Origin of the sequence: Pseudoalteromonas xiamenensis (genome assembly GCF_030994125.1) — a bacterium.
Taxonomy (GTDB): Bacteria; Pseudomonadota; Gammaproteobacteria; order Enterobacterales; family Alteromonadaceae; genus Pseudoalteromonas; species Pseudoalteromonas xiamenensis_B.
In genome coordinates this window covers 1,690,832-1,707,103 of sequence record NZ_CP099917.1, presented here as the reverse complement: position 1 = coordinate 1,707,103, position 16,272 = coordinate 1,690,832, and the positions used below count along the sequence as shown (strand labels likewise).

At 43.7% G+C, this 16,272-nt stretch carries 20 protein-coding genes; 10 read left to right on the top strand and 10 right to left on the bottom strand.

The genetic code is table 11. The features are described 5' to 3' along the window. Positions 1–28 precede the first annotated feature (28 nt). The 7 genes from NI389_RS07880 to NI389_RS07850 are packed head-to-tail and all read right to left on the bottom strand — an operon-like array spanning position 29 to position 5,883. Positions 29–1,543 carry an RNA polymerase factor sigma-54 gene (locus NI389_RS07880; protein WP_308362325.1) on the bottom strand — a complete coding sequence of 505 codons (1,515 nt, stop codon included), beginning with the start codon at positions 1,541–1,543 and terminating at the stop codon, positions 29–31. A gap of 59 nt (positions 1,544–1,602) precedes the next feature. Continuing rightward, positions 1,603–2,328, bottom strand: coding sequence for an LPS export ABC transporter ATP-binding protein (gene lptB, locus NI389_RS07875; RefSeq protein WP_308362324.1), 726 nt, complete (start codon positions 2,326–2,328; stop codon positions 1,603–1,605). Then, positions 2,325–2,846 (bottom strand): lipopolysaccharide transport periplasmic protein LptA, encoded by a 522-nt coding sequence (gene lptA, locus NI389_RS07870; RefSeq protein ID WP_208844277.1) that lies wholly within the window; start codon positions 2,844–2,846, stop codon positions 2,325–2,327. Before lptA ends, lptB begins: the two co-directional genes overlap by 4 nt. Then, positions 2,836–3,390: an LPS export ABC transporter periplasmic protein LptC gene (lptC, locus tag NI389_RS07865; RefSeq protein WP_308362323.1), complete on the bottom strand. Its 555-nt coding sequence runs from the start codon at positions 3,388–3,390 to the stop codon at positions 2,836–2,838. The genes lptA and lptC overlap by 11 nt, the downstream gene beginning before the upstream one ends. Next, positions 3,387–3,938, bottom strand: a complete 552-nt coding sequence (gene kdsC / locus NI389_RS07860) for a 3-deoxy-manno-octulosonate-8-phosphatase KdsC (RefSeq protein WP_308362322.1) — start codon at positions 3,936–3,938, stop codon at positions 3,387–3,389. The genes lptC and kdsC overlap by 4 nt, the downstream gene beginning before the upstream one ends. A gap of 2 nt (positions 3,939–3,940) precedes the next feature. Continuing rightward, complete coding sequence (locus NI389_RS07855; RefSeq protein ID WP_308362321.1) at positions 3,941–4,912, bottom strand: KpsF/GutQ family sugar-phosphate isomerase; 972 nt, start codon at positions 4,910–4,912, stop codon at positions 3,941–3,943. A 14-nt stretch (positions 4,913–4,926) separates the two neighbouring features. After that, positions 4,927–5,883, bottom strand: a complete 957-nt coding sequence (locus NI389_RS07850) for a calcium/sodium antiporter (protein WP_308362320.1) — start codon at positions 5,881–5,883, stop codon at positions 4,927–4,929. A 209-nt stretch (positions 5,884–6,092) separates the two neighbouring features. Here NI389_RS07850 and NI389_RS07845 point away from each other — a divergent pair, with 209 nt between their 5' ends. From NI389_RS07845 to murA, 7 genes are read left to right on the top strand one after another with little or no spacing between them, the layout of a single operon-like run. Then, positions 6,093–6,911 carry an ATP-binding cassette domain-containing protein gene (locus NI389_RS07845; protein ID WP_308362319.1) on the top strand — a complete coding sequence of 273 codons (819 nt, stop codon included), beginning with the start codon at positions 6,093–6,095 and terminating at the stop codon, positions 6,909–6,911. Continuing rightward, on the top strand, positions 6,908–7,687 hold the full coding sequence (mlaE, locus tag NI389_RS07840) for a lipid asymmetry maintenance ABC transporter permease subunit MlaE (protein ID WP_308362317.1): 780 nt from the start codon (positions 6,908–6,910) through the stop codon (positions 7,685–7,687). Before NI389_RS07845 ends, mlaE begins: the two co-directional genes overlap by 4 nt. Before the next feature lie 12 nt (positions 7,688–7,699). Continuing rightward, the gene (gene mlaD, locus NI389_RS07835; protein ID WP_308362316.1) at positions 7,700–8,251 is read left to right on the top strand and encodes an outer membrane lipid asymmetry maintenance protein MlaD; all 552 of its coding nucleotides are present in this window, start codon (positions 7,700–7,702) and stop codon (positions 8,249–8,251) included. After that, a complete protein-coding gene (locus tag NI389_RS07830; RefSeq protein WP_308362315.1) occupies positions 8,245–8,919 on the top strand; it encodes an MlaC/ttg2D family ABC transporter substrate-binding protein in 675 nt (224 codons plus the stop codon). The genes mlaD and NI389_RS07830 overlap by 7 nt, the downstream gene beginning before the upstream one ends. Beyond that, positions 8,912–9,205 (top strand): STAS domain-containing protein, encoded by a 294-nt coding sequence (locus NI389_RS07825; RefSeq protein WP_308362314.1) that lies wholly within the window; start codon positions 8,912–8,914, stop codon positions 9,203–9,205. The genes NI389_RS07830 and NI389_RS07825 overlap by 8 nt, the downstream gene beginning before the upstream one ends. A gap of 5 nt (positions 9,206–9,210) precedes the next feature. Then, positions 9,211–9,468, top strand: coding sequence for a BolA family protein (locus NI389_RS07820; RefSeq protein WP_208844268.1), 258 nt, complete (start codon positions 9,211–9,213; stop codon positions 9,466–9,468). Positions 9,469–9,479: 11 nt separating this feature from the next. After that, positions 9,480–10,739 (top strand): UDP-N-acetylglucosamine 1-carboxyvinyltransferase, encoded by a 1,260-nt coding sequence (murA, locus tag NI389_RS07815; protein ID WP_308362313.1) that lies wholly within the window; start codon positions 9,480–9,482, stop codon positions 10,737–10,739. A gap of 52 nt (positions 10,740–10,791) precedes the next feature. Here murA and NI389_RS07810 read toward each other — a convergent pair whose 3' ends face one another. The 3 genes from NI389_RS07810 to NI389_RS07800 all read right to left on the bottom strand — a co-directional run bounded on the left by NI389_RS07810 (position 10,792) and on the right by NI389_RS07800 (position 13,961). Next, positions 10,792–11,874, bottom strand: a complete 1,083-nt coding sequence (locus NI389_RS07810; RefSeq protein WP_308362312.1) for a trypsin-like peptidase domain-containing protein — start codon at positions 11,872–11,874, stop codon at positions 10,792–10,794. Between the two features lie 92 nt (positions 11,875–11,966). Beyond that, positions 11,967–13,319, bottom strand: coding sequence for a Do family serine endopeptidase (locus NI389_RS07805; RefSeq protein ID WP_308362311.1), 1,353 nt, complete (start codon positions 13,317–13,319; stop codon positions 11,967–11,969). Positions 13,320–13,508: 189 nt separating this feature from the next. Then, complete coding sequence (locus NI389_RS07800) at positions 13,509–13,961, bottom strand: YhcB family protein (protein ID WP_308362310.1); 453 nt, start codon at positions 13,959–13,961, stop codon at positions 13,509–13,511. A gap of 141 nt (positions 13,962–14,102) precedes the next feature. Here NI389_RS07800 and zapE point away from each other — a divergent pair, with 141 nt between their 5' ends. The 3 genes from zapE (at position 14,103) to rpsI (ending at position 16,249) form a co-directional block, all read left to right on the top strand. After that, positions 14,103–15,191: a cell division protein ZapE gene (zapE, locus tag NI389_RS07795; protein ID WP_308362309.1), complete on the top strand. Its 1,089-nt coding sequence runs from the start codon at positions 14,103–14,105 to the stop codon at positions 15,189–15,191. Positions 15,192–15,419: 228 nt separating this feature from the next. Continuing rightward, entirely contained in the window at positions 15,420–15,848 is a 429-nt protein-coding gene (rplM, locus tag NI389_RS07790) for a 50S ribosomal protein L13 (protein WP_208844263.1), read from the top strand. Positions 15,849–15,859: 11 nt separating this feature from the next. Beyond that, positions 15,860–16,249: a 30S ribosomal protein S9 gene (rpsI, locus tag NI389_RS07785; protein ID WP_208844262.1), complete on the top strand. Its 390-nt coding sequence runs from the start codon at positions 15,860–15,862 to the stop codon at positions 16,247–16,249. The last annotated feature ends 23 nt before the right edge of the window (positions 16,250–16,272 follow it).

Below are 16,272 nucleotides of genomic sequence, written 5' to 3'. Positions count from 1 at the left end.
AGCATTTTTCCTTCTTGAGTTTTACGTCTTAGATCAGGCTTTTACGCTGATTTGACGGTGGTATAGCCAAAGACTCACGATATTTTGCAATCGTACGTCTCGCCACTTGAATTCCTTGTTCCGCTAAAATATCCGCAATTTTGCTATCACTCAATGGTTTAGCTGCATTTTCTGCGGCAATTAGCTTTTTAATGAGCGCTCGTATCGCAGTGGATGAGCACTCACCTCCGTTTTCGGTACTAACATGACTTGAGAAGAAGTATTTCAGTTCAAAAATGCCGCGAGGTGTATGCATGTATTTTTGTGTCGTAACACGTGAAATGGTGGATTCGTGCATTTCGACCATTTCAGCGACATCATTTAACACCATTGGACGCATGGCTTCAGGGCCATGTTCAAAAAAGGCTTGCTGCTGTTTTACGATACAGTTAGCCACTTTCATTAGCGTCTCATTGCGACTTTCTAAACTTTTAATAAACCATTTGGCTTCTTGTAGGTGAGAGCGAATAAACTGGCTATCACTTGAAGAGCGAACGGAACGACTCATTGCGGCGTATTGATCGTTAACACGGATCTTTGGCATGCAATCAGGATTTAATTCAACAACCCAACGGCCTTTGACCTTTTTCACTGATACATCTGGTACCACGTACTCTGGTTCTTCATGGATCACTGAGGCTGCAGGTTTAGGATTGAGGCTATGAATTAGCGTCATGACTTCTTTTAAATCACTTTCTTTAAGCTTAGTCTTTTTCATTAAAGTGCGATAGTCACGACTTGCTAAAAGCTCAATGTGTTCATTAAGTATTTGTTTTGTCTCAGCTAACCAAGGCGTTGATGAATCATATTGGTTTAGTTGGATGCAGAGGCATTCTTGTAAGCTTCTCGCTGCGATACCAATAGGATCAAAGAGTTGAACTCGCTTTAATACAGCTTCTACTTCATCAAGCTCAATGGGTTCTTCTTCATCGCTACCTTCATTCAGACTGTCAACGATGTCTTGTGTTGAAACGGTGAGCGTACCAGACTCATCTACCGCCTCGACAATGGCAACAGCAATGGCACGATCAGTCGGTGAAAATGGGGTGAGTTCAAGTTGCCACATTAGATATTCATGAAGCGTTTCGGTCGTTTCGCCTTGATAGACCATGTCATCGTCTGGCATTGGTCCTGAAGAGGCTGCAGGAGCCGCACTCATGTATTCATCCCAAGTGACGTCCATTGCCAGTTCGTCACTGACCGTATCTTTATTTAGTGCGTCACCGGATTCCATTTCATAGTCAGTGACTTGTTCTTCGAAGTCATTGGAGGGTTCTGATGAACTGGATTCTTGAGATGAGGCATAATCGAAGTCGTCATCTTGTTGGTTATTTTCAGGGGAATTTTCCTGATCATCGACTTCTAATAGGGGATTGCTGTCCAGCGCTTCTTGAATTTCTTGCTGAAGATCTAGCGTGCTCAACTGCAACAAGCGTATTGCTTGCTGCAATTGTGGCGTCATTGTCAGTTGCTGCCCCATGCGGAGCTGTAATGATTGCCTCATGTATCTGTAACAATCCTTTCTCTAGTGTTCAATTCAATTAGGCGACTGTACTACGTAAACTATAGCCTGAATTGTTCGCCTAGGTAGACATCGCGGACGGTTTGATTTGCCAAAACGGATTCAGGAGTACCTGCCGCGATTAATTCACCATGAGAAACAATGTAGGCCTTTTCACAGACATCTAATGTTTCTCTTACGTTGTGGTCCGTGATGAGTACGCCGATACCACGATTTTTTAGGTGTTCGATTATTTTCTTTATATCTAACACTGAAATGGGATCAACGCCAGCAAAAGGCTCATCTAAAAGGATAAATTTTGGCGAAGCGGCCAAAGCGCGAGCAATTTCAACTCGACGACGCTCACCACCGGATAAAGCCATACCCAAACTATCTCTAATGTGTTGAATATTAAACTCATCAAGTAGTTCATTAAGGGTTTGCTCTCGGCCTGCTTTGTTGAGATCTTTACGAGTCTCAAGGATCGCCATCAAATTTTGAAAGACGGTTAGTTTTCGAAAGATAGACGATTCTTGCGGTAAATAACCAATGCCTAACCGCGCTCGGCTATGCATTGGTAACAAAGTGATATCTTGATCGTCGATATGAATCGTTCCCTTGTCACTTGGAACCAATCCAACAATCATGTAAAACGTCGTGGTTTTCCCCGCGCCATTTGGACCGAGTAAGCCAACAATGCTGCCTGCTTCGATACTCAAGCCAACGTTCTTTACGACTTGTCTTCCTTTATAACTTTTTGCTAGGAACTCTGCGCGTAACGTACTCATGGATTACCTTGCTCCTTGCTTTTGTCTTTTTGTTCCGGCACAAGGATGGTACGTACTCGCGACTGGCTTTCATTGCCTCGCTCTGCACTTATGAGCTGTTTTTCCATGTCATAGACAATCACTTCAGCATTAATTTTTTGACCAGCTTGGCTGATTTCAGCCCCACCTTTGATGGTCAGTAAGCGGTTTGCGACGTCATAGCGAACTTCTTTCGCCGTCGCTTTCAAAATGCTGCCGTCATCTTGAGTTTCTTGGAATACGGCTGGATTTCCTGTCGCTACGAGCAATTCTGCATTTTCGCCCATTTCTTCGCGACGATGGACTTCTAATCTGTCCGCTTTAATTTTTCGCTTGCCATGAACGATTTCAACATTCTTTTCAAAAATACCAATGTTGGACTTTAACTGTGCAAGTTGTTTTTCAGCGACGATCGACACAGGTTCAAGCGGCATTGTCACAGCAAAAACCGATGTGCTCATTAAAACCGCGATCAGCGTTATCAAAGGCTTATTTTTCATAGTAAATCGTTCGTGTATGGTTATTAAGTTCAATTGTGTCGGTTTTGAGATCCGCCAATAAACCTTGGCCGGTGATCGTTAAATTTGGACCAGACACAACAACGGGTTGTTCCGAAAGCATTTTTTTATTCGTTATATCAACACGAATATGAGCAGCGTTTATGTGGCTAATCATGCTCGTGTTGTCCATATTTGTGGCAACAACATCCCCTTCCAAAATTAGGGTATTGTTTTCATACAGCGTTGCTTCATTTGCTGTGAGTTGCCAATTCTGTTGCTGGTTATACAAGGTGAATGTCGGCGATTGAAAGTGAGAGAAGCCAAGCTCCTGAAACATTTCAACTTTTATCGCATTTACTGTATGAGTCAGCTGTCCTTCATTGTTGTACATCGACTGTCTTAAGTCCATGGCAATGTAGTCAGGCTGCGCTAGGACATCTTGTCTATCATCTTGAGCTGCTTGCTCGTTTGATAGGTAGGGGGCCCAAAGCCACACCATGACCGCTAGAAAAACGACGAGCAGCAAGGCACGTGAATGACTCATGCACTGGTTCCTTGATAACCTAATGGCTTATTTTGACTCAACATAATTAAATCGGTCAGTTCTCTAACTGCGCCATATCCACCAGGTAACAATGTTGTGTAATGTGATAAATGCCGAATGATTGGATGTGCATCATTTACCGCAACTGCAAACCCAACCTTTTCCATTACTGGCATATCTGGCGAATCATCACCTATATAAGCAATTTCGTCATCGACCAACCCCAGTTTTGCCTTCAAATCAGCATAAGCAATCAGTTTGTCTTCTTGACCTTGATAAATATACTTTACGGTTAAACTAGTCATGCGTTGCTGAACTATTTGTGAATGTCGACCAGTGATAACAGCCACTTCTACGCCTGATTGGATCAAGGCTTTGATGCCGAAGCCATCTTTCGTGTTGAATGCTTTAAGTTCTTCACCATGATTACCCAAATAGATGCGACCATCTGAGAATACACCATCAATATCACAGATTAGTAATTTGATTTTCTTGGCTTTGTTGAACACTACATCGCTAACAGGTTGGTATAGTTCTGCAAACTGCATGGTTAAAGCACTCCCGCTTTGAGTAAATCTTGCATATTAAGTGCACCAATTGGACGGTTTTGACTATCAACGACAATAAGACCGTTAATGCGTTTTCTTTCCATGATATTTAGCGCTTCGGCAGCGAGCATTTCTGGATTCGCGGTGGTGCATTTTCGTGTCATGACGTTTTCAATCGTGGTCGAATGGATGTCAATGCGTTGTTCAATAATACGACGTAGATCGCCGTCAGTGAAAATCCCAACCATGCGGCCAAAACCATCGACGACAGAGGTCATGCCGAGGCCTTTAGCTGAAATTTCAAAAAGGGCAGCTGTGACCGTTTGATTAAGTTCAACTCTTGGTACCTGAGTTTCTTTATGCATGATGTCATCAAGTGTAAGAAGTAAACGGCGGCCCAGACTTCCACCAGGGTGTGACAGCGCAAAATCATCCGCGGTAAAACCTCTTGCTTCGAGCAGAGCGACGGCTAGTGCGTCGCCCATGACGAGGGTCGCGGTTGTACTTGCAGTAGGCGCGAGCCCTAATGGGCACGCCTCTTGAGAAACGGTGACTTGGATATGACAATTAGCAAGCTTAGCCATCGAAGATTGGGCATTCCCTGTCATAGCGATAATGTATGCACCTATTCGTTTTATGACAGGAACTATGTTGAGGATTTCGCTAGTTTCTCCTGAGTTGGAAATAAGCAAAACAACATCGTCTTTAGTGATCATGCCTAAGTCGCCATGACTCGCTTCACCAGGGTGTACAAAGAAAGCGGGTGTACCCGTTGACGCAAGCGTAGCAGCAATTTTATTACCTACATGACCGGATTTTCCCATTCCGACGACAATGATCCTGCCTTGGCAATCAAACATGGTTTGGCATGCCGTGTCGAAGTTGACATCAACATACTGTTTTATTTCCGAGATAGCTTGTCGTTCGATATCGATGACGCGTTGTGCACTTGAGATAAAGTTGGTTTCTGACATGCCTTACCCAAAAACTAAATAATAAAATAAAGATATGCGAAAAACGCAACAACCAATACACCGCCTTCTAAACGGTTTATACGTCGCATGCCTTTTATATTTAGGCTCATTACGACTAAAATCAATGCAGCTGCGAGCATGACGTAAATATCTCTGCTGGATACTGCGCTATCAATGGTTGCAGGGTGAATCAAACCACCAATAGAGAGGACGGCGAGAATATTAAAAATATTGGAACCAATAATATTACCAAGCGCGAGGTCGTCTTCATTTTTCATTGCACCAGCGATGGAGGCTGCAAGTTCTGGCAAACTCGTGCCAATCGCAATTATTGTTAACCCTATAAGTAAATCGCTCATGCCAAAGTATTTGGCAATATCCACAGCCGCATCGACTAAGTATCCAGAACTTACCGGCAACATAATCATACCAATAATCAGCCAGAATACCGCTTTAGAGGTTTTGACCCCCTCCGGAATTTCGTCACACGTTTCGCTTACCAGAGGGTCTTCGTTGTCGGTGTTGTTTTTCGTGATGTAAATGAGACCGAAGATAAACATCACAAAGCCTATCATAAGCACGACCGCTTCGTGAAAGCTGAAATAATTATCATGGAAAATGTACCAAGCACTGAGCGAAACAATGATTAGAATTGGCATTTCACGTCTCAGAATGCCAGAGCTGACCGCCAAAGGGCGAATTAAGGCCGTAGCACCGAGGACTAAAAGAACGTTAGTGATATTCGAACCGACCACGTTTCCGACTGCTGTATCTGTTTTTCCAGCAAGTGCAGCTTGAGCTGCTACCATCATTTCAGGAGCTGATGAACCCATCGCAACAATAGTCAGGCCAATGATCAAAGAAGGAACACCAAAATTTTTGGCAAGTGCTGCGGCACCAAAGACGAATCGATCAGCACTCCAAACAAGTGCGGCAAGACCTAGAAATAGGATTGCAAAAGAAGTCAGCATAGATTGTGGGTAACTACAGCTATTGGTAATGCAATAAATAGTAACAAATTAGCGCGTAAATGTATAAGCAATTGCGATGTGCTAGTTTGCATTTAAACAGGGGTCTATCGTATAATTGAACGATTATTCAAGATTACAAAATTTTACGAATTCTCTTTTCCCAACATAATTTAAAAAACGTATGATGGGCGAATATTGAGGAATCACACATGGAGCGCGAGTTGTCTAAAGCTATAGTCGAAGTCAAGGGACTTACTTTTTCGCGCGGTGATCGGACGATTTACGAAAATATGAGCTTCACTGTTCCAAAAGGCAAAATAACAGCGATTATGGGCCCGAGTGGAATAGGTAAAACGACGATGTTGCGGTTAATCGGCGGGCAATTGAAACCGGACAACGGTGACATTCTCTTCGAAGGGAACAGCATCCCAGCAATGTCTCGCTCTGAGCTGTACCAAACTCGTACTAAGATGAGTATGCTTTTCCAAAGTGGCGCGTTGTTTACAGATATGTCGGTTTTCGACAATGTCGCGTTTCCTTTACGTGAACACACTCAACTTAGCGAATCGCTTATCCGATTAATCGTGCTTATGAAATTACAAGCTGTGGGTTTGCGCGGTGCACAATCGTTAATGCCCGCAGAACTTTCTGGTGGTATGGCGAGAAGGGCGGCTTTAGCACGTGCTATCGCGCTTGACCCTGAACTTATTATGTACGATGAGCCCTTTGCCGGCCAAGATCCTATTTCGATGGGCGTGTTAGTTCGTTTAATCAAATCACTTAACGAAGTGTTAGGACTTTCTTCATTAATCGTTACGCACGATGTAACCGAAGTGATGAGTATAGCCGATCACATTGTGATTATTGCGGAACAAGGCGTTATTGGAGAGGGAACACCTGAAGAGATGTTGAAGCATGAATCACCGCTAGTGCAACAGTTTTTGCAAGGTCTTGCAGATGGTCCTGTACCATTTCACTTCCGTGCTGAGCCTTACGAAGATGAATTGCTGTCCGGGAGCGCAAGATGATTTCATTGTTTCAAGCGTTAGGCCAAAAAACGTTAGAGCGCTTTGCTGCAATCGGACGTGCAACTCAAATGCTACTTGGCGCGCTTTTTAATGTGCCGAATGTTCGCAAAGGGACGCCGTTGCTGGTTCGTCAACTTTACATGGTTGGCCACCAATCATTGTTAATTATCATGGTGTCAGGCCTCTTTATTGGTATGGTCCTGGCGCTACAAGGTTACACCGTACTCGTTGATTATGGTGCGGAAGACAGTCTAGGTCCTTTAGTTGCGCTTAGTTTGCTGCGAGAATTAGGGCCTGTTGTGACCGCTTTGTTGTTTGCCGGACGAGCAGGCAGTGCATTGACAGCCGAGATAGGCTTGATGAAAGCGACTGAGCAACTCTCAAGTTTAGAGATGATGGCCGTTGATCCCTTGAAACGCGTTATCGCTCCTCGCTTTTGGGCTGGTTTTATCAGTATGCCGTTACTCGCGCTTATCTTTTCAGCCGTGGCAATCCTAGGTGCGCATTTGGTTGGGGTAGATTGGCTAGGTATTGATACAGGTAGTTTTTGGTCAATTATGCAAGCGCAAGTGTCGTTAGAAAAAGACATTTTAAACGGTCTTATTAAGAGTTTTGTATTTGCTTTGGTCGTGACTTGGATAGCACTTTATAAAGGACATGATTGTATCCCAACGTCTGAAGGGATCAGTAAAGCAACAACGGAAACCGTTGTGCATTCATCACTTGCAGTACTCGGTTTAGACTTTGTATTAACCGCAGTGATGTTTTCGAACTAATTAGGTTGAGATATGAATTCACGGAAAATTGAAATTTTAGTTGGTGTGTTTGTTTTCTTAGGGATTGCTGCATTTACGATGCTGGCATTAAAAGTAGCAAATGCAGGGATTGGCGGTAGCAACGAAACTTTCGGCCTACACGCGAAGTTTGACAACATCGGCTCTTTGAAAGTGCGTGCGCCAATCAAAGTAGGTGGTGTTGTGATTGGTCGAGTTGATGGGATCTACGTAGATCCGGTTGAATTCGTGCCTGTTGTAAACATGGCTATCGATAAACAGTACGAATGTAAGTTTGCTGACACAACCAATGTATCAATCTTAACGTCAGGTATCCTGGGCGAGCAATATCTAGGGTTGTCGCCTGTGATTGCATCTAATTCGTCCCAACAAGCTTGTTTAGGAAACGAAGTAAAGCAAGAATCGGACGATCTTGATTCGCTGTTTGGTGTTGAAAGCAAGGCGCTTAAAAATGGCGATCGTGTTACAGATACTAAGTCTGCGTTAGTATTAGAAGAGTTGATAGGTCAATTCCTATTTAATCAGGGGGTGAATAACCCATGTTGAAACGAATTTTAACAATGCTGTTTGTTTCAGTGTGTCTGTTTTCTACTGCACATGCTGAAGTAGACACAAAAGATCCATTTAAAATGGTTCAAGAAGTTGCAGACAACACATTTAAACGAGTGACTGCTGAGCAACCAATTATTGTGAAAAACAAAGAGCACCTTCGCGTTATTGTTGAAGAAGAACTTCTACCTTATATTGATTACAAATACGCGGCGTATCGTGTGTTGGGTAGCTACATTCAAAAAGTGCGCGCGATTGAGGATCCTGAAGAGAAAAAGCGAGCGGTTGAAAACATCAAAACGTTCATTGAAGTGTTCAAGCATTACCTTGTTGCGACCTACGCTGGAGTATTTACTCAATACACAAATCAAAAAGTCGAGTTTTCTCAAGATCGCGATTTTGCTGGCGACGACATTGCGATTGTACGTACACGTATTGTGGAATCAGGCAAACCCGACATAAGCATTGATTTCAAAGTGCGCCGAGACAAAGACAATGAGTGGCGAGCGTACGACATGATAGCGGAAGGTATTAGCTTGTTAGACGCGAAGCAAACAGAGCTCCATGGCATTTTACGTCAACAGGGAATTGAGTACGTTATTGAGCTTCTTGACAAGAAAAGTAAATTACCAGTTCAGTTTCGAGGTAAGAACAGCGATGAATGAGCTGCAGCTCAAATCAATGAATGAAGGCCATTGGCAGTTGGTTGGCGAGATGACTCGAAATAGCCTCGGGAATGAACGGCTTCTTAACCAACTGCTACAAAATGTCCAAACAACACTTAAATTAGACCTTTCTGAGGTGTCTAGGGTTGACACAGCGGGATTAGCTTGGTTAATTCACACATTGAGTGAATTAAAGAAGCGAGACTGTCGTCTCGAGCTAATCAATAAACCTGACCAGTTACTTAATTTGATGGAATTGGGTCAGGTTAGCAATCTATTTGAGTGAGTCTAATGGAAACTACCCAAGTTGAAGCGTTGCTTCGTGAAAAACTGGCTTTGTCAGAAGTCATCGTAAAAGCGAATGGCAACCACTATGAAGTAATCGCAGTTGGTGAATGTTTTGACGGTTTAAGCCGAGTTAAAAAACAACAATTGGTTTATGGCCCACTAATGCAAACAATTGCTGATGGCACCATCCACGCGGTCAGTATCAAAGCGTATACGCCAACAGAGTGGCAAAGAGAACGTAAGTTTATCCTTCCTCAATAATTGGAGCCGCTATGGATCAGTTTGTTATCCAAGGTGGCACTACGTTAGCCGGAGAAGTAACAATCTCCGGCGCGAAAAACGCCGCCTTACCTATTTTATTCGCCTCATTGCTTGCCAACGGCAAGAGTACTTTTCTGAATGTACCTCAGCTTCGTGATATCTCAACCACAGAGGCATTATTACGTACACTGGGTGCAGAAGTTTCATGGCAAGGGGATGCACTATTAGTTGATGGTAGTACGGTCAATAGTGTCTTAGCACCTTACGAACTAGTAAAGCAAATGCGCGCATCTGTCCTTGCTCTTGGGCCATTGTTAGCTCGTTTTGGTCAAGCTCAAGTCTCTTTGCCAGGTGGCTGCGCAATTGGCGCGAGACCTGTCGACCTCCATATTCAAGGTCTGGCAAGAATGGGGGCTGACATTCGAGTTGAGAATGGCTATATCCATGCAAAGTCAGCGGGCAGATTAAAAGGCGCAGAAATCTTTATGGATATGGTCAGTGTCGGCGCTACTGAAAACTTGCTCATGGCGGCTGCTTTGGCGGATGGCCGTACCGTTTTAGAGAATGCAGCTCAAGAGCCTGAAGTTGTTGATTTGGCAAATTGCCTCATTGCAATGGGTGCGAAAATCTCAGGAGCTGGTACGAAATGCATCACTATTGATGGCGTAGAGTCGCTCTCGGGTTGCGAACACCGTATCTTGCCTGATCGTATTGAAACTGGGACTTTCCTCGTTGCTGCGGCGATGAGCGGTGGTGAAGTATTGTGCCGTGAAACGGATTACCACAGCCTAGAGCCGGTAATTGAGAAACTTAGAGCGGCAAATGCGTTTATTGAATTAACTGACTCGTCAATTTATCTTGATATGCGCGGTCGCGAATTGAAAGCGGTTAATATTAAGACCATGCCGCATCCTGGTTTCCCAACAGATATGCAGGCACAATTTACGGCGTTAAATGTGGTAGCAAAGGGCAGTGCGACGATCACTGAAACGATTTTTGAGAATCGTTTTATGCACGTTCCCGAGCTGCAGCGTATGGGGGCTAATATTCGACTTGAAGGCAATACGGCGATTTGTGGTGATACTGATCGCCTGACTGGTGCGCAAGTGATGGCCACTGATTTGCGTGCGTCAGCAAGTCTGATTTTGACGGGGATTGTCGCTGAGGGTGAAACGGTAGTTGACCGCATATATCATGTAGACCGAGGCTATCAGCGCATTGAAGATAAGCTTAGCCGCTTGGGGGCGAAGATTAAACGACGTTCTGCATAGTCATTGTCTTAGCTGAAAACATAAAAACGCGGAAACCAGTCCGCGTTTTTATTTAAATGCGAGTTTCAAGCTCCGCGACTTCCACTTCGACTTCTTGATACGCACCATCACGATAAATTTCGAACTTCAATTTTGTGCCCGGGCGTGTATTTCCTATCAGGTGAAGTGCATCTTGAGGAGTTGTCACGGATTTTCCCGCCATCTTCACAATAATGTCGTTGTCTTTCATACCCGCTTGCCAAGCTGGTCCCAGTGGATCTAGGTTGTTGATCAGAATGCCAAATACAGGCGTGTAGCGGTCGGTTATCTCAATGCCATACTGATCGACAGGCTTTCCTGTAAAGCCCAAGTAGCCACGGATCACCCTACCATCTTTAATTAGTTTTGCCATAACTTCTTTCGCGAGCGCGTAAGGTACAGCAAAAGAAATACCTTGAATATCAATATTATACCTAGCTCTAAACTGCGCTGAGGTAATACCGACTAAAATGCCATTTGAGTTAACTAAGGCACCCCCCGAATTCCCCATGTTTACAGCAGCGTCCATTTGCAACAAGCTGTTATAAGGACTATCAGTAAGAGTTTGCTTTCCTGTGGCTGAAACAATGCCTTGTGTGATTGTTTGCCCGATGTTAAGTGGGTTACCAATTGCTAATACGACATCGCCTACTTCAGGAGTAAAATCGTCGTCTTTAGGGATTACGGGTAAATGTTTCGCGTCTATCTTTAATAGCGCAAGATCAGTGATAGGATCGAATCCAATGAGCTGTGCATCTGTAAAGGTACGCCCATCCGTTAAAATAACCACGATTTGGTCTGCATTATTCACTACGTGATAATTGGTTAGAATATAACCATCAGAGGTCATAATAACGCCAGAACCTAATTCTTGAACCTTGTTCTGTCTTTTATAGCGAGGCTCGGTGACATCCCCTTCTGAGAAAATTGTCACAACAGCAGGAGCCGCTTTTTTCACCCCATCAGCAAAACTCATATGACTGGCTTTGATTTTCGCTGCGATAGACAGGTTGGGCAAAATGCTCGAACGCATTTCAGGGACCGCTAAAATAATGATAAATGCAATCGCAAGTCCGAAAAACAACGGGGGTACAAGAAACTTTAAGAATTTAAGCACGTATCAAAATCATTTTTATAGTTGTCGAGGGTTTATGATGGCACAAAAAAAAACACAGCGGCAAGTACCACTGTGTTTTTCTCGTGTTTTTCTTACTGAATTAATAAGAAGACAGAATCTCTACCACGTTTAATCCCAAGTACCACGTTGCCTTTGATATCATCAATAATGCTGCTCATTTCACGCACCGATGTGACGCGTTGACGGTTGACTTGCATGATAACGTCACCTTCTTCCAAACCAACACGGGCTGCATTTGAACGAGCTTCGACCGCGGTAACGACAATGCCTTGGTTACCATCGCGTTCACCACTTTCTAGAGTTGCGCCTTGAAGCGCTGGGTGAATTCGTTGTGCATCAGCCGTCTTCTCGCTTTGGCCTTTCAAAGTGACGTCGATTTCTTTTGTCTTACCATCACGGTGGATGCCCATTTTCAGCGTTTTGCCTTCACCATGCGTTGCTACTTTTCCTCGTAATTCTTCGAAACTCGCAATGGGATCACCATTTAAACTTACGATTACATCGCCGGCTTTGATCCCGGCTTCATTTGCCGCACCTTCCGGCATGACTTGCATGACATAGGCACCTTGCTTCACTTCAATACCTTGTGCTTTAGCAAGACCGGCATCGAGCGTACGGCCAGCAAGACCTAAGGAACCGCGGCGAACTTGACCATATTCAATGATCTGATCCACTAAGTTTTTCATCATGTTGGATGGAATGGCGAAACCGATGCCTACGTTGCCACCTGATGCGCCTAGAATCGCAGTGTTAATTCCAATTAACTCACCATTGAGATTCACTAATGCACCACCAGAATTTCCTTGGTTTATTGCGGCATCTGTTTGAATAAAGTCTTCGTAGCCTTCGATATTAAGACCACTGCGGCCAAGTGCACTGATAATTCCAGATGTTACGGTGTGACTCAGGCCGAATGGGTTACCAATCGCAACGGAGAAATCACCGACACGCAGTTTGTCTGAGTTGGCTAATTTGATTTCGGTAAGGTCTTCGGCATCAATTTCAAGTAACGCAATGTCAGCCTCTTTGTCCGTACCAACTAATTTAGCCTCGAATTCGCGTCCATCTTGTAAAGTCACCACAATTTTCTCTGCGTCTTCAATGACGTGATTATTTGTCACGATATAACCTTCGCCCGAATCAATGATCACACCTGAGCCTAAGCCACTGAACGGTCGCTTTTGGCTTCGTGGTTGTGGATTACCAAAAAAGAAATCGAACGGGTCAACACGACGGCGCACTTCTTTCGCCCCAGAGACTTGGATGCTGACGACACCTGGCGTGACGCGTTCAAGCATCGGCGCAAGCGTAGGAAGATTTTGTCCGTCTACCGCGATAGGTAATTTCGCTTCTGCGTAAACTGGGCCTAGCAGCATTGTTGCGGAGAGAAGTGCTGCCGAAAGTACAGATAATTTCATTTTCATAGTCTTGATCTGCTCCAAATAGAGATTAATCGTTATTAAAGCGGACACATTAACCAACATTTTGCGTTCAAAATTTGTTTAGGTTAAACATTAAGTATTTTGATATCAAAATGTTAAAAGGATAGTGTGTCGCACAAATGATTTAAGACGTTCACTATCCCTAAAGACTATGGGGTCAAAAAAAGTTCATCAAGAAATTTTTATTTGCTCATTTTCTGAACTATTTCCTGAAAAAATACCTGATTTGCCCTCTACGAAGTCGGTTGGCTGGGAAGTGGCATTTGAGCGATCACTACGACGTTCTGGACGTTTTTTAAGGGAAGCTTGCAGTTGTTCCGTTGTTTCTTTTGAAAAGAATGGATCGCTGCTGACGACTTGCTTGTCAGACAGCAGAAGTTGGTTTGTTTCTTCTACTTGATTTAACAACTGAGTGTAGTTGTCTTGCATGCGCGACACCAGCTTGCGCGTGTTATCTAAATGATCCGTAACATCCTGACGAAACTGTTCTAGCTCTGCTTTTGCTTCGTTCGCTTGTTGCTCGAGCTCATCCTGTTTAAACTTTTTCTTGGTAAACATTGCGCCAAGCGAGAAAGCCGCTGCGGCAACAATAACAACTAAACCAATCCAAGCAATTGTGTTCATTTAAATACTCCTAAGTTATTGGTTTGAATCTTGTAAAAACAGAAACCAAATTTCCACATTCGCACATGCGCTAATATACGCTGTAGCAGGATGCGTGTTAAGATATAGCTATCAATTCAACCAAATTTAAATACGTTTCTTATGACGCCTTGGCAAAAATACCAACACGATCTCAAACGCGATGATTTTCAATATGACGCTGCTCAAGAGAATGCGGTAAAGCATTTGCAACGTCTATACGATGACTTGTTGGCCGCAAGTGAGTACAAACCTACGTGGTTGGACCGGCTATTAGGTAAAGATAGCATGCCAAAAGTAAAAGGGCTTTACTTTTGGGGGGGCGTGGGGCGTGGTAAGACCTATTTAGTTGATACGTTTTATGAAAGTTTGCCAACAGAGCGCAAGCTACGAGTTCATTTTCACCGCTTTATGCACCGAGTTCACGATGAATTAAAGCAGCTTCATGATGTAACAAATCCGCTGGAAATCGTTGCGGATAAGTTTAAATCGGAAACGGACATCATCTGTTTTGATGAGTTTTTCGTTCAAGACATCACTGATGCAATGTTACTGGGTGGTTTAATGCAGGCGCTGTTCAAACGCGGAATTGTTCTCGTAGCGACGTCAAATATTATTCCAGATGAGCTATATCGTAATGGCCTTCAGCGCGCACGATTCCTGCCCGCTATCGAGCTTGTGAATGCCAACACCGAAGTCGTGAATGTTGATTCCGGTATAGATTATCGGCTCCGAACTTTAGAACAAGCTGAGATTTTTCATAGTCCATTGGATGAACAGGCTGATAAAAACCTCTTTGAATATTTTGATAAGTTAGCGCCGGAGCCTGGCACATTCGATGAGCCAATTGAAATTGAAGGACGTTTAATCAAAACGCGTAAAGTAGCAGATGGTGTTGTGTTGTTTGATTTTTCTTCAATCTGTGAAACGGCAAGAAGCCAAGTTGATTATATGGAAATTAGTCGCCTATATAACACCGTTTTGATTTCTAATGTGAAACAAATGGGCCAGCAAAATGATGATGCTGCAAGACGTTTTATTGCGTTAGTTGATGAATTTTACGAGCGCCACGTCAAACTGATTATCTCTGCTGCAGCACCGATTGAAAGCCTGTATACACAGGGTACTTTGAGCTTTGAGTTCAAACGTTGCATCAGCCGTTTGCAGGAAATGCAATCGTTAGAGTATTTAGCGAGAGAACACCTCGCATAACCTTTTATTCCCTTCGAGAAATTTATGTGGAAAAAAGCACCAGCCTCTAGTCAGGTGTCTTTTCTGCTGCTATAATTCGCGGCCTGCCACGTTGCGTTCTATTCCTTTCGTCGGTTTAGCCTCTGGCGTCAGGGTATAAAGTCTTCAACTCGAAGGGGTTAAAGCACCAATAGTAGAGCGGCAGTTAATTCTGCCTGTGGTTTTAATTGAAACATTGGATTTTTATAAATGAAAACGTTTGTTGCTAAACCAGAAACAGTAAAACGTGACTGGTACGTAGTTGACGCTGAAGGTAAAACTTTAGGTCGTATTGCTACTGAAATCGCTCGTCGCCTTCGCGGTAAGCATAAAGCTGAGTACACTCCACACGTAGATACTGGTGATTACATCATCGTTATCAACGCTGAGAAAGTTACTGTAACAGGTAATAAATTCGAAGACAAAATGTACTACGCTCACTCTGGTTACCCAGGTGGCCTTAAGTCTGTAAACTTCGCTAAGCTTCAAGCTGCAAAGCCTGAAATGATTATCGAAAAAGCAGTTAAAGGTATGTTACCACGTGGTCCTTTGGGTCGTGAAATGTTCCGTAAACTTAAAGTTTACGCAGGTAGCACTCACAACCACGCTGCGCAGCAGCCTCAGGTTCTTGACATTTAAGGAGCACTAACATGGCAAATCAATACTACGGTACAGGTCGTCGTAAAAGTTCAAGTGCTCGCGTATTCCTACGCCCAGGCACTGGCAACATCGTAATCAATAAGCGCTCTTTAGAAGAGTACTTCGGTCGTGAAACTGCTCGTATGGTTGTTCGTCAACCTCTAGAGCTAGTTGAAATGACTGAGAAGTTTGACCTATACGTCACTGTAGAAGGTGGTGGTATCACTGGTCAAGCTGGTGCAATCCGTCACGGTATTACTCGTGCGCTTATGGAGTTTGACGATTCTCTTCGTTCAACACTTCGTAAAGCTGGCTTTGTTACTCGCGACGCTCGTAAAGTTGAGCGTAAGAAAGTGGGTCTTAAGAAAGCACGTAAGAAGACACAATTCTCTAAGCGTTAATTTATTACGTTTCAGAATTCAAA